The sequence below is a fragment of the Mannheimia sp. USDA-ARS-USMARC-1261 genome, from assembly GCF_000521605.1.
GTDB classification, from domain to species: Bacteria; Pseudomonadota; Gammaproteobacteria; order Enterobacterales; family Pasteurellaceae; genus Mannheimia; species Mannheimia indoligenes.
Genome location: NZ_CP006942.1, coordinates 1,811,543 through 1,823,730, shown reverse-complemented (window position 1 = coordinate 1,823,730; position 12,188 = coordinate 1,811,543). Strand labels below are relative to the sequence as shown.

At 38.8% G+C, this 12,188-nt stretch carries 11 protein-coding genes and 1 riboswitch; of the genes, 7 read left to right on the top strand and 4 right to left on the bottom strand.

What is annotated here, in order from left to right; genetic code table 11:
* Window positions 1–15: 15 nt before the first annotated feature.
* Window positions 16–999, bottom strand: a complete 984-nt coding sequence (locus X781_RS08790) for an amidohydrolase family protein (RefSeq protein ID WP_025236513.1) — start codon at window positions 997–999, stop codon at window positions 16–18.
* Between the two features lie 268 nt (window positions 1,000–1,267).
* Window positions 1,268–1,411, top strand: a riboswitch (TPP riboswitch).
* A 42-nt stretch (window positions 1,412–1,453) separates the two neighbouring features.
* On the opposite strand from X781_RS08790, the gene thiB reads away from it, so the two are divergent.
* The 4 genes from thiB to folK all read left to right on the top strand — a co-directional run bounded on the left by thiB (window position 1,454) and on the right by folK (window position 5,198).
* On the top strand, window positions 1,454–2,407 hold the full coding sequence (thiB, locus tag X781_RS08785) for a thiamine ABC transporter substrate binding subunit (RefSeq protein WP_025236512.1): 954 nt from the start codon (window positions 1,454–1,456) through the stop codon (window positions 2,405–2,407).
* A 235-nt stretch (window positions 2,408–2,642) separates the two neighbouring features.
* Window positions 2,643–3,092, top strand: a complete 450-nt coding sequence (gene dksA, locus X781_RS08780; RefSeq protein WP_025236511.1) for an RNA polymerase-binding protein DksA — start codon at window positions 2,643–2,645, stop codon at window positions 3,090–3,092.
* Between the two features lie 53 nt (window positions 3,093–3,145).
* Entirely contained in the window at window positions 3,146–4,672 is a 1,527-nt protein-coding gene (gene pcnB, locus X781_RS08775) for a polynucleotide adenylyltransferase PcnB (RefSeq protein WP_025236510.1), read from the top strand.
* A 52-nt stretch (window positions 4,673–4,724) separates the two neighbouring features.
* Entirely contained in the window at window positions 4,725–5,198 is a 474-nt protein-coding gene (gene folK, locus X781_RS08770) for a 2-amino-4-hydroxy-6-hydroxymethyldihydropteridine diphosphokinase (RefSeq protein ID WP_025236509.1), read from the top strand.
* Here the strand turns inward: folK and X781_RS08765 are convergent.
* The 3 genes from X781_RS08765 to X781_RS08755 are packed head-to-tail and all read right to left on the bottom strand — an operon-like array spanning window position 5,195 to window position 8,934.
* Complete coding sequence (locus X781_RS08765; protein WP_025236508.1) at window positions 5,195–5,389, bottom strand: YnbE family lipoprotein; 195 nt, start codon at window positions 5,387–5,389, stop codon at window positions 5,195–5,197. The two genes, folK and X781_RS08765, sit on opposite strands and share 4 nt — an antisense overlap.
* A gap of 16 nt (window positions 5,390–5,405) precedes the next feature.
* Window positions 5,406–8,114 carry a YdbH family protein gene (locus X781_RS08760; protein ID WP_025236507.1) on the bottom strand — a complete coding sequence of 903 codons (2,709 nt, stop codon included), beginning with the start codon at window positions 8,112–8,114 and terminating at the stop codon, window positions 5,406–5,408.
* A 4-nt stretch (window positions 8,115–8,118) separates the two neighbouring features.
* Entirely contained in the window at window positions 8,119–8,934 is an 816-nt protein-coding gene (locus X781_RS08755) for a hypothetical protein (RefSeq protein WP_025236506.1), read from the bottom strand.
* A 91-nt stretch (window positions 8,935–9,025) separates the two neighbouring features.
* On the opposite strand from X781_RS08755, the gene gloA reads away from it, so the two are divergent.
* The 3 genes from gloA (at window position 9,026) to X781_RS08740 (ending at window position 12,097) form a co-directional block, all read left to right on the top strand.
* Entirely contained in the window at window positions 9,026–9,433 is a 408-nt protein-coding gene (gene gloA, locus X781_RS08750; RefSeq protein WP_025236505.1) for a lactoylglutathione lyase, read from the top strand.
* Window positions 9,434–9,515: 82 nt separating this feature from the next.
* Complete coding sequence (gene rnt / locus X781_RS08745) at window positions 9,516–10,181, top strand: ribonuclease T (protein WP_025236504.1); 666 nt, start codon at window positions 9,516–9,518, stop codon at window positions 10,179–10,181.
* A gap of 143 nt (window positions 10,182–10,324) precedes the next feature.
* Entirely contained in the window at window positions 10,325–12,097 is a 1,773-nt protein-coding gene (locus X781_RS08740; RefSeq protein ID WP_235068823.1) for a transferrin-binding protein-like solute binding protein, read from the top strand.
* Window positions 12,098–12,188: the final 91 nt, after the last annotated feature.

Genomic DNA, 12,188 nt, shown 5'->3' with positions numbered 1-12,188 from the left:
AAATAAAACTGTGAATTATAAACCCAGCACTTTTCGTCCATTAATACTGGCGATATTCGCCATTTCTTCTAAGTTTGTGAAACGGCAACCCGCAGAAAGTAGGCTTAACTCTTGCCACATATCGCCTTCACACAGTGGCACCATATAGTCGCAGATGTTATCTGTCCCCACTGCCACTGTGATGCCTTCAGGAATTAATTCATCCGCAGGTGTTAAAGCGTTGTGGAACGGCTGGAGGTCTTCTTTACGACCACTATCAATCCACGCCATCGGGCAGGCAATCACCATCATTTGGCTATCACGCATTTTTTGATACAACATTTTACGATAATCTTTTGGGTGAGCCCCAATTGAGATACCGTGAATAGCGACAACTCGCCCTTGCATTCCGTGTTCAACTGATTTATCACATAGTTGCTCGGTTTCTTTTTCTTTTGGTGAGTTAAATTGATCGACGTGAACGTGCAACATTTTACCTTGTGATTTGGCAGTTTCCATTAAAATATCCATTGCTTCCAAGCCTTTGCCATAATCTAATTCATCACGGTAAGGCAAGCCACCGATGATATCCACCATTTCAGAGCCAATATCAAACCACTTTTTCGCCGTTGGCTCAATCACTCCTTTTAAGGTTTGGTTAGCAAATTTTAAGATAATATCGTTTTTATACACTTCACGGGCTTTGTGAGCGGCAATAATGGCTCTGTCTTCACATACCTGATCGATATCTACAAAAGTACCGAATGCCGTAACCCCTTGTGAAATCATCAATTCAATCGCTTGCGAGAAGCGACGGTAGTAATCTTCTACGCTTGAATTACGTTTTACTTCATCTACCAAGTCCCATTTTTGTTGTAGATTCGCATTTTGATAAACAGTGATTTTCTCGGGTGTCATTGTAAATGCACGATCTGCGTGAGCGTGAGCATTTACCCAGCCGCCTTTTTTAATGATTTCATCACGAATATGACCTTTTAGGGTACGAATCAATTGGCTCATCTATGCTATTCCTTTCAATATTGTCAATGTAGATTAAGTATCATAAAAAAATCGCCTTTAAGAGCGATTTTTAATTTTAGAAATGAATAAAAAAACAGCCACGCCTCGTGAAACGATGCGTAGCTGCGTAGAATTTGGAGTCATTATTAAAGTAGGATAATTCATTTCTAGTTCCTTGTTTGAACTAGGTGGGTAGTATAATGATTTTTTTGCTAAATAGCAAACGTTTGCGAATATTGAAATTCAGCAACAAACTTTTTACAATAAAGCGTTCTCATTGGGGTGCAACAAGCGGTTTAATTTGCTTAAAAATTTGCAAATTTTCTCTAAAATCCGACCGCTTGTGGCTGAGAAATACCCATAGAACCTGATCTGATTAATATCAGCGTAGGGATTTGAGATAGCAAACTTGCCTCTTAAATCCTTCTATCAACGTAATTTAGAAGGACTTTTTATGAAACTGATTTTATCTTCATTGGCACTACTTACCTCCACCGCTTTTGCCAACCAACCAACACTTACCGTTTACACTTATAGTTCGTTTGCCTCTGAATATGGTCCGGCTGCAAAATTAGAGCAAAATTTTGAGAAAGAGTGTAACTGTGATTTAAAATTTATGCCGTTTGATAATGGTGTAACAATGTTCAACCGTGTGCGTTTAGAAGGTGAAAAAACCAAAGCCGATGTGGTGTTAGGCATTGATAATTTCTTGCAAACTGAAGCTGAAAATTCAGGGTTGTTCACGGAATTTGAGGCAAAAACCAAATTAGAGATGAAAGATAAAATTTTCTTTCCGTATGATACAGGCTCTTATGCCTTTATTTACGATAAAGAAAAGTTGAAAAATCCGCCGAAAAGTTTGAAAGAGCTGGTTGAACGCCAAGACTTAAAGATTATCTACCAAGATCCAAGAACCAGTAGCGTTGGACGTGGTTTCTTAATGTGGCTAAATCAAGTGTATGGTGATGAAGCTCCAACGGCTTGGAAAACATTGGCAAAACATACCGTAACGGTAGGTAAAGGCTGGTCTGAAACTTATGGAGCTTTCTTAAAAGGGGAATCGGATTTAGTATTAAGTTATACTACATCGCCTTTATATCATAAGTGGCACGAAAACACCGATAAATATGTAGCAGCTCCATTCGAGGAAGGGCATTTAGTTCAAGTAGAAAATGCGGCAATTGTAAAAACGACTAAACAAAGAGCGTTAGCGAATCAATTTTTAGCATTTTTGCATAAGCCTGAGTCGCAACATATTATTTCTTACCATAATGTAATGAATCCTGTTTTAGCGGAAGGTGTTGATCCTGCTTTTGCAGAAATGCCAACCTACAACAAATTAGAATTTACTTCGCCCTCTAATGAAACGATTCAAAAATGGCTCGCCGATTGGTCAAAAAGCTGGTAAGAAATAAACAGAATGATAGCCGAACGTAAATTCGGCTATAATTTTGAGCAAATAAATCAATATAAATGCAAAATTTTTGCAAATTTATTTGTTAGTCATTCGATTTTGTGTTATTTATAGCCGCCATTACTAAAAACCCGAAGATGTTGATTTTTTCGTATAATGTAGTTACAAGGAAGTTAGGTTGTATTCGGGATATAATTTTAACAATAAAATTCCAAACAAGGAGTAATCTATGACTGAAACGGCTAAAACCACCTCTCTTGGTTTATTAGCATTAGCAGGTGTTGAGCCTTATGAGCCAGCAAAAGATGAAGAGTATATGAATGAAGCTCAACGTGAGCATTTCAAAAAAATTCTGAAAGCGTGGCACGGTCAAATTATGGAAGAAGCAGAACGCACAAAAAGCCAGCTTCAAGAAGATATGACGAACTTCGCTGACCCTAACGATCGTGCAAGTCAAGAAGAAGAGTTTAGTTTAGAACTTCGTAATCGTGATCGTGAACGTAAATTGTTGAAAAAAATTGAGCAAACGTTACATAAAATTCAAGAAGATGATTACGGTTTTTGTGAAACCTGTGGTGTTGAGATCGGCATCAAACGCTTAGAAGCTCGCCCAACCGCAGATTTATGTATAGATTGCAAAACATTAGCTGAAATTCGTGAGAAGCAGCTAGGTTTATAATCAAGTTACATAATGCCTCTTTTAAAGAGGCATTTACTATTTAGAGGTGTACTATTTTTAATTATATTAAGTCATTATTTTCCAAACCAAAAAAGCAAGAGAAGGAAAGTAAGCCAGAAGTTGAACCAAGAGCAGAGAAAACAACTAAATCCAGTCGCTCTAAACGTTCAGCCCCTAAATTAACAGAACAAAAAAGCCATAAAAAAGGCAGTAAAGGTCATCAAACAGATGTGCCTTCTCATCTCCTACATAAAAAATTCACGGTAAGTGCAGCTCAATATGGGATTAGTCCGAAGGATTTCCCTAAAAATGCTCTTTCGATTGTAGATAAATTACATCTTGCCGGGTTTGAAGCCTATATTGTTGGTGGTTGTATTCGTGATCTATTACTTGAGAAAAAACCAAAAGATTTTGATATTGCCACCAATGCTCGCCCGGAAGAAATTCAACGTATTTTCGGCAGACAATGCCGCTTGATTGGTCGTCGTTTCCGCTTAGCTCACATTGTTTACGGGCGTGAAATTTTTGAGGTGGCAACCTTCCGAGCAGGGCACGCTTCCCACAGCAATGACAAAATCTCGAAAGTAAGCGATGAAGGAATGCTATTGCGTGATAATGTATACGGCACATTAAGAGACGATGCCGAACGCCGTGATTTTACCGTTAATGCGTTATATTACGATACCAAACGTAACTTGATTTTTGATTTCTTCAACGGTATTGATGATTTACGAGCAGGCAAATTATCGCTCATCGGCGAGCCTGCAATCCGCTACCAAGAAGACCCTGTGCGTATGATCAGAGCCATTCGTTTTATGGCGAAGCTGGATATGTTCCTTGATAAAGCAACAGAAGCTCCAATTCGTGATATGGCGGTGCTTTTAACGAATATCCCGGCAGCTCGTTTGTTTGACGAATCGCTCAAATTATTACAAACAGGAGCAGGGCTAAAAACCTATCAATTATTGCGTGAATACGATTTGTGGCAATTCTTGTTCCCTGTATTAACGCCGTTTTTCACTCCGAAAGGGGATTCAAATGCTGAGCGTATGATTAATAAAGCATTAGCCTCAACAGATGAACGCATTGCAGATCAATTGCCTGTTAATCCAGCTTTCTTATTTGCTGCACTGCTTTGGTATCCATTGCGTGAAAAAATGGAACAGCTTAAAAATGAAGGTGGTTTCAACAGCCACGATGCAATGATGTTAGCGGCAAATGACATCTTGGCAGATAGCTGCAAAGCTATCGCCTTGCACCGTCGTCATACTTCGGTTATTCGTGATATTTGGGCATTGCAATTCCAAATGATGAAACGTAGTGGCAACCGCCCGCAACAAACGCTGGAACATATCAAATTCCGTGCAGGCTTTGACTTGTTAGTGATGCGTGCGGAGATTGAAGGCGGCGATTTAGTTGAACTGGCTGCTTGGTGGCACGAATACCAATTCAGCAATGAGGGGCAACGTGGTGAGTTGTTAAAATCGGTTCGTCATTTGCCTAATGTTCAGCCTGAAGCGAAGAAAAAACGCCGCCGTAGAACGTTTAAGAAAAAAACGAAAACATCTAAAACTGAATAATGTTGTAGGGGCGAAAAATCTTTCGCTCCTACTTTTTTAGGAAAGGAAAATTATGCAAACTGTCTACATCGCCTTAGGCTCAAACCTTGATAATCCTCTCGAACAGCTTAAACAAGCGGTCGAAAAATTGAAAAAATTTGCAATTCATTTTGAAATTAGCCCATTTTATGGCTCAAAACCTGTTGGACCGCAAGATCAGCCTGATTATGTGAATGCTGTAGCGAAATTTGAAACCGAATTATCGCCAACTGAATTGCTAGATAAGTTACAAAGCATTGAAAATGAACAGGGCAGAGTGCGTTTACGCCGTTGGGGCGAGCGGACGTTGGATTTGGATATTATTTTATACGGCAATGAGCAAATTCAAACCGAGCGTTTGAACGTGCCACATATTGAGATGAAAAATCGTGAATTTGTGATTGTGCCGATGTTTGATTTAAGCCCGAATTTGGTATTACCAACAGGGGAAAAATTAGCCGATATTTATCAGCAATTTAAAGATCACCAAATGGCAACCTTTAACTAATTTTTCGTTTTATTTTCACTTTTCGTGATCACCACACGGGATTTTTCGTCCATCTTCACATCAATGCGGTGATCTACCACTACATTCATATTAATGGTTATCCCATCAGCTGGCGTTTCGAGCTGCACTTTGGGGGTACAAGCGGTCAAATTTAGCAAAAAAATTGCAAAACAAAATGAGGCTTTTTTCATTTTTCTTCCGTTATTTTTATTCATCATCTAATTTTTGGTAGAGATAATTTTCTAGCTTTTGCTCAAATTGTGAGCTGTAGTTAATTAGTTTCCACAAATCAAACATATTTTCTCGGTGATTATAGTTTAAATTCACTTTGGATTGATCTTGGTTAGACGATAATTTTAATTTTCCGTCCAACACTAAATCGCCTTTTGAGCCGACATTAATCAGACTGCGAAAATCATTAAGCGTGCTTTTATCCACTAAATGTAACAAAATTTGCTCGGTGTAACCACTTTTCTTCATTTCTGAAAGTAATTCAGGAGTAAAGGTTAAATAAGAGGTTTCCGCTTGTGTAAGTAAGCCATCGCAGATGTAGCAAGGTTTGCCGCTTAGCCAAAATGGCAAAGTAGCGTTGGCTTTGCCTTTCAGATCGATTTGTTGATATTGCATAAATTGCAAAATTTTCTCAAAATCTAACCGCTCTAAATTCAGATAAGCAATTTCGGTTTGCGGTAAGGCAAAGCGTTTTACATTGAGTTTACCGCCAAATAAATTAAAGGATAATTGATTTAAATTCAATGGTTTAGCTTTAGTGTAAGGGTAGTAACCATTAATTTTCATTGAGGCATTATCAAGGGCTAATTCGCCGAGTTTGATTTGTGCGACTTTGACATCAATCGGTTTTTTTACGCCGAAATGAAAGCGTCCATCTTGATAGCGGTAAGGTAGAGCAAATTCAATGCCTTTTGCCTCGCCATCTGGTAAGGATAATCCTCCGTTGCGAATGGTTAAATGCCCGCCTGCAATTAAGCCTTTTTCTGCACTGGCGGTAAATGCCGTTTCGCCACGAATTGTGCCGTTATTAATTATCCATTGGCTACGGAATGGAAAAAGAGGTTGGAAGCCTTGTGCAGACTGCTCTAGCCAATAGAGTTTACCGATAATTTGGCTGGCATCTGCGGTTAATTGGCGGCGAGCAAATAATCTAAGCGGACCAAGTTCGGTGGTATTTACTGTACCTTTGAAATTAAGATTTTCTAACTCACCGCTAAAAGCAAGTTTTGCTTGTGGTTTTGGTAGCAGCCCACCGTAATCAAACTTAATTTCAGGTGATTTGAGCTGAATAGCTCCGTCAAGCGTGAATTTTTTGATATTAAATTGTATTGCTTGGGCGTTGGTTAGCTCTGTTTTGGAAATAGTTGTGCCATCAAGCCTCACAGAGGATAAATCGCCCTTCAGTTCGTTAAGTTGCACAGTATTTTTATGCCATTGCCCTCTACCGCTTAAATTTACTTTACTGTTAAAAGCGTTAAGATTGGAGTTTCCCCAAATTCGCCATTTCCAGCTATCTTTAACGGCTTTTGGGTCTTTCGGATCTTGGAAAAAATCTAACGCTCCTGCTTTAAAATTTTGAGCTTGTCCATCTAAATGGAATTCAATATTTTTAAAGTCAGGACTTTGCCCTCGAAGAATAGCGTGTAATCGCCCGTGAATACCTTGTTTATCTATTTTGATCCCGGCAAGCGGAAAACGTAAATCATCAATCGTTAAATAACGCTCTTTCCCTGTCAAACGAAGCAGGGAAGTGGGTAAAAACTTCAAGGTTAAATCATCGTAATTACCCTGAAGATCCAGCGGAATACTGCTGTATAAAATAAAGTTACCGTGCTTGATGTTACCCGTCAAACGTAGTGGTAAATTTAGCCCTTGTTCGGTAATTTCGCCCTCTGAATTGGAGATCACAATATTGCCTTTTCCCAAGCTGTTTTGGGAAAGCAAGCTGATACGAATAGCCGTTTTAAGCGGCAAAAATGGCTGGTTGGTAAAAGATTGTGGAGTAACTTTTGCTGTAACAAAGCCGTGAAGCGGAAAACGTTCGGTTAAGCTCCAATCAAAACGCCCTTGTTTGATTTCTAGGCTTTTGCCGTCAAACAGAAAAGGGAAATTGAGCTTATCATTTTCACTACTAAGGCTTGCCTGCCAGTATCCTTCAAATTGTTGTTGGGCGTTTTTCTGCCAATTCAAGGTTGAGTGCCCGTTTTGTAAGGCTTTGGTTGTAATGATTTCATCGGGCAGCTGCCAGTAATATTCTGCTGAAAGAGTGTGTGGAAGCGTAAGGAAATTATCTTCAATTTCAGCAGAAAGTGTAAGCTTATGTTGCTCTTGTTTGCTCGGTTGGTAAGTTAAATCGGCATTCAATTTCCCATTTGTAAAAAATGCGGAAAAATCGACCTCCTGTTGAGCTAATGTAGCCTTGATTTCCGCATTGAACAGAGAAATTTTCAAGGCGGTTTGTTGTTCTAACAAGTGGATAATTCTTGGGTTAAAATTCTCTGGGAGATTTTTCCAATTAAGCGAGTGGATAGTTGCTTCGCCATCAGGAATCACCGCCAGTAATGCTTTTAGCGAAGTGTTGGAATTATTTTCCGATTTGGGAAAGAGTGATAAGCAGTGGTAGTCAATGTCTAATTTTTCAACAAATAGGTGGTTTTGCTTAATCCAAGTGAGATCTGTTTTATCTGCACTAATCAGCGGGCAATCTCGATAAGAAAGTTGAAATTGTGAAACTGATGAACCTTGCCAATTTAGGTGTAACCCTTGTGGAATTTTCACTTTCCACTCTTTCGGTAAAATCCAGTTAATGGGAGTCGCAAGTTGGGTATTAGGCACACATAAAAAGGCAATCACCGCAATGAATATTGCGGTAAGTATGCCGAAAATGCGTAATACCCATTTCATAAAATCAGGCTACATTGGCGAATGGATATAAGATCGCAAGGGTTGTAGCGACACTCCAAGCGGTCGGATTTTTGATATTTTTTCCAAGTAGTAACCACGCCAGCATCAGTAAAATCACAAATTGTACAGCGAAATAAAGAATGAATGAGAGCAATGGCATTTCCGGCATAATTTGCAAATGTTGATATAACACAAATGCTGACCAGCAGTAGTTAAGTATCAAGACAATCAAGGCGGATTTTACCAATAATTTCAAGAAAACCTCTAAACGGCTTTTTGCCAACATTAAATACCAGCCGGCGAGTAAAATACCAAGCAGCACTTGAGCAAAATTATTGGCACGAATGCCGTTAAATAGTGAAGGCAGTTCAATCCAATAAATTGCTAAATATTGAATAATGCCGATTGCCACAATGCCAAAACCACAATACATCAACGTGTTGTAGAGCGTTTCATCTTCCGGCAAACGAAAATAGATCAAGCAAGATAAAATGGCAGCAAAACTTGCAATTGCCATTGGGTTATATTTAGGTGTGAAAGCAATCGAATAAATAAAATTTCCGACTGCAAAAATCAGTAAAAAAGGCAGAATAAAGGTTAAGCGGCTGGTTTGCCCACGACAAATCTCACCTTTCCATAATACTAAAATGGCGATGAAAGAGGTAACAAACAACGCCAATAAATAAGGGGAGATGAAAATAGCATTATCCGGAGAGGCGTAAAAATTAAGTGCCATTTCAATAAATAGCATTAACACCATCGGCAGGGCTGCGTGTGTGGCAATTTCAAGTTTTGATGGGCTGTTGTGATCGTGAGCCATAAATAATCCTAAAAAATGGAAAGAAAATGATTTTAAGCTCAAATTATGCCATAATACGCAAGATTTTTTAACTTCAAGGGGGAAAGAAAATATGCGAATTTTACACACAATGTTACGCGTTGGAGATTTAGAGCGTTCAATCAAATTCTATACCGAAGTGTTAGGTATGCGTTTGTTACGCAGAAGTGAGAACGAGCAATACAAGTACTCTTTAGCCTTCTTAGGCTATGCTGACGAAAGCGAAAGTGCAGTTATTGAGCTGACTTACAACTGGGGTGTGGATAGCTACGAGCTAGGTACGGCTTATGGTCATATCGCATTAGGTGTTGATGATATTTATCAAACGATTGAAGATGTGCGTGCGGCAGGTGGTAAAATTACCCGTGAGCCGGGTCCTGTATTAGGCGGCACAACGGTTATTGCTTTTGCGGAAGATCCGGATGGTTATAAAATCGAATTTATTGAAAACAAAAACGCACAAGCCGCATTAGGAAACTAATTCCTTTTATCTATTCACAAGCGGTCGGATTTGTAAAAAATTTTGCAAATCAGACCGCTTGTATTTTTAAGTTGAAATAAAAATGGAAAATATAACTGAATCTACCTCTCAATCGACTACACCACCAACCGATTATAATCTATTAAAAAATCGTTTTCGTGGTTATTTGCCCGTTGTGATTGATGTTGAAACTGCGGGGCTTAATGCTCAAACTGATGCGTTATTAGAACTGGCGGCAATTACGGTTAAAATGGACGAAAACGGCTACTTAGTGGAAGACCAAAAATGCCATTTTCATATCAAACCGTTTGAAGGGGCGAATATTAACCCAGAGTCGCTAAAGTTTAACGGCATTGATATTGATAACCCATTGCGAGGTGCGGTGGCAGAAAATATCGCTATTCCCGAAATGTTTAAAATGGTGCGTAGAGCGATGAAAGAGCAGGGTTGCCAACGTGCGGTGATTGTGGCTCACAATGCTGCGTTCGATCAGGGATTTTTACAGGCAGCGGTTAAAAGGATTAATGCTAAACGTGATCCCTTCCACCCCTTTGCAATGTTTGATACTGCAACTCTTGCAGGTTTTATGTACGGACAAACGGTGTTAGTTAAAGCCTGCCAAGCCGCCCAAATTAGTTTTGACGGACACCAAGCACATTCAGCATTATACGATACCGAAAAGACCACAGAGCTATTTTGTGCTATGGTGAATAAACTAAAAGATTTGGGCGGCTTTCCACACATTTAGTGTAGAGGAAGATGGGCGTTATTTTTCAATTTTTATTATTTAAAAGATGGCTCTCTAAAAAAATATAATCTAGCTATTTACACAGTTCTTCTATATAAATAAAATGGTAATCATTTTTAATTAAGGAGAAAATTGTGTTTAAAATGAAAAATAGCGTTATTTTATTAAATGCTGTACTACTTGCGGCTTGTACTTCAAACGGTGGTAGTTTTGATACCAATTCAGTTAAGGCAAGCCCATCTCATTCCAGCTCTTCTAAAGACTCAGCAACTCAGCCTAAATCAGAACGCAGAACGATATCTTCGGCTGAAGGCTCAGCTCAACCATCCTTAGGATTTCAAACTAAAATTCCACGTCGTAATTTCTTTGGTGGCACTGGAGAGGAAAATGGGGCGATTGGTGAAATTACACCAATTGTTGGTGAGCCAGGCAAGCCATTATCTCTTGAAGAAGAAATGAAAAAGCTTGAGGAAGAAGTAAAAAAACTCGGTTATGATGAAGATGACATTATTCACACCCACGATGGAAAAAAATTACACCGTAAGCGAGAGATGAAATTTGTTCGTTCGGGTTATTTCATTCATTTAGGGGCTTCAGCCGAGAGAAGTAAAAGAGGAGAACCTCGTCTTCTAAAAACAGGTCCTACAGGGTATGTATATTATTTAGGCACTCAACCATCTAAAGCTTTCCCAACCGAAATAGCAACTTATAAAGGGACTTGGGATTTTACTACTAATGCATCTGCAAAAAACAACAGTAAGTATTTTGAAGGAAGTAATGCTGGCACGAATGTTGGGGCAACGTCAGAAGATAACCAAGCAAATACAGATGATAAGGATAAGCCTATAGGGCATAGCAGTGAGTTTACGGTTAATTTTAGTGAGAAAACACTTAAAGGTACTTTAACCAAAAATGGCTATGTAAATCCAAGGGAAAAGGACAAGCAGGAAATTACTGATCATTATAAGATAGAAGCGAATATCCACGGAAACCGCTTTAATGGTAAGGCAAAGGCTTTAAAAACAGACGATCCTTACTTTGGTAAAGATAGTAATACAGTAGAAGGCGGTTTTTATGGCGATAAAGCGCAGGAACTTGCGGGAAAATTTTTGGCAGATGATAAATCGATTTTCGTTGTATTCGCAGGTAAGCGTGATGAAAAAAGCGAAGACAAGGTCGAAAAGAAATTTGATTCAGTGCAAGTGAGTTTGAAAGATTTGGCTAAATCAGATATGGATACTTTTGGTCTGGCAACTCATTTAGTTATTGATGGCGTTCAAATTGCTTTATTACCAGAAGGAAAAGCACGTTTTGCTGATATGGATTTTTATCAAGTATTAACAAAAAACATAAATGGCAAAGATTACAAAATTTCAGTCTGTTGTAATAATTTAGACTATGTCAAATTTGGGACTTACAATGTAGAAAACGATAATGATAGTGCTCATCAATATTTGGTGGGTGAACGTACAGCTGTGATGGATTTACCAAGCGGAATGGTGCAATATCGCGGAACTTGGAATGGGACAATTCATAGCAAATCCGGTCCGGTAGGAGCTGAGTCACCAAGTAATAGTGAAAGTGGTACTCGCTCACTCTTTGATGTAGATTTTGCCAATAAAAAAATCAATGGCAAATTGATTGCTAATGATGGCGTTGAAGAACGTCCAATGCTAACACTTGAAGGTGAAGTGAAGGCTAATGGTTTTGCAGGGACTGCCAAAACGAGTGATTCTGGTTTTAATCTTGATCCGAAAAGTACCAATGGTGGCACGGTAGTTCATATCAATACCCAATTTGAAGGAGGGTTTTATGGTCCTAAAGCAACTGAATTAGGTGGTATTGTACATAGTGCAGAAACGGATAAAGATAAAGTCAGTATTATGTTTGGCGGTAAACGTCAAATAGAAAAATAATCATAATTTCTTCGCTCGTTTCACTTAAGCAAGCGGGTTATTTTTTATAAAAATTTGCAAAATTAAATAAAGGAGATCCTACTTAATGATA